Consider the following 643-nt stretch of genomic DNA (forward strand, 5'->3'; position numbering starts at 1 on the left):
ATTTGCGTTTCTTTTAAACAACCTTCCAGATACCTTCCACATCCTATGATAAATGTGCAAGAACCCTTGAGAATTAAGGGTTGTTTTGGTGTCGGAGGGGGGACTTGAACCCCCACGCCCTAATCGGGCACAAGGTCCTTAACCTTGCGCGTCTGCCAATTCCGCCACTCCGACGTGACTTTATTTAGTGATTACTCAAACTATCGTTTACTAATTCCTTTTAGAACTGTAAAGAGAGCGCCACAGTGGTAAATACAAATACTAAAGCTGTGACAATGGTGATTCTGTCAAGGTTTTGTTCTACGACTGTTGAGCCGGCAGTTTGTGCACCAACACCTCCACCGAACATGTCAGAAAGGCCTCCGCCTTTACCGCTATGCAGGAGAACTAAAAAGATCAGACCAAGGCCTGAAACGGCTTGAAGAATTGCTGTTAAAACGAACATAGTGGTATAAAGACTACCGTCCGATTAGAGATCAACCGACTAAACGATAATTTACAATACGAGCAAATTCATCAGGATCTAAAGCAGCTCCACCCACAAGAGCGCCATCAATGTCTGACTGTCTCATCAAATCTGGACAGTTTCCCGATTTAACCGAACCGCCATATTGAATACGGACACTCTCAGAAGCTTGACCCC

Annotated in this window: 2 protein-coding genes and 1 tRNA gene; all 3 read right to left on the reverse strand. The window is 44.8% G+C overall.

The features are described from left to right. Positions 1 to 86: 86 nt before the first annotated feature. Positions 87 to 174: transfer RNA gene (locus tag QF777_11955), tRNA-Leu, on the reverse strand. Positions 175 to 220: 46 nt separating this feature from the next. After that, positions 221 to 445, reverse strand: a complete 225-nt coding sequence (gene secG, locus QF777_11960; protein MDP6912252.1) for a preprotein translocase subunit SecG — start codon at positions 443 to 445, stop codon at positions 221 to 223. Between the two features lie 31 nt (positions 446 to 476). After that, positions 477 to 643, reverse strand: a 167-nt coding sequence (locus QF777_11965; GenBank protein MDP6912253.1) for a triose-phosphate isomerase, incomplete at its 5' end; no start/stop codon positions are given.

The organism is Acidimicrobiales bacterium (assembly GCA_030747595.1).
In the GTDB taxonomy this organism is placed as follows: domain Bacteria; phylum Actinomycetota; class Acidimicrobiia; order Acidimicrobiales; family MedAcidi-G1; genus UBA9410.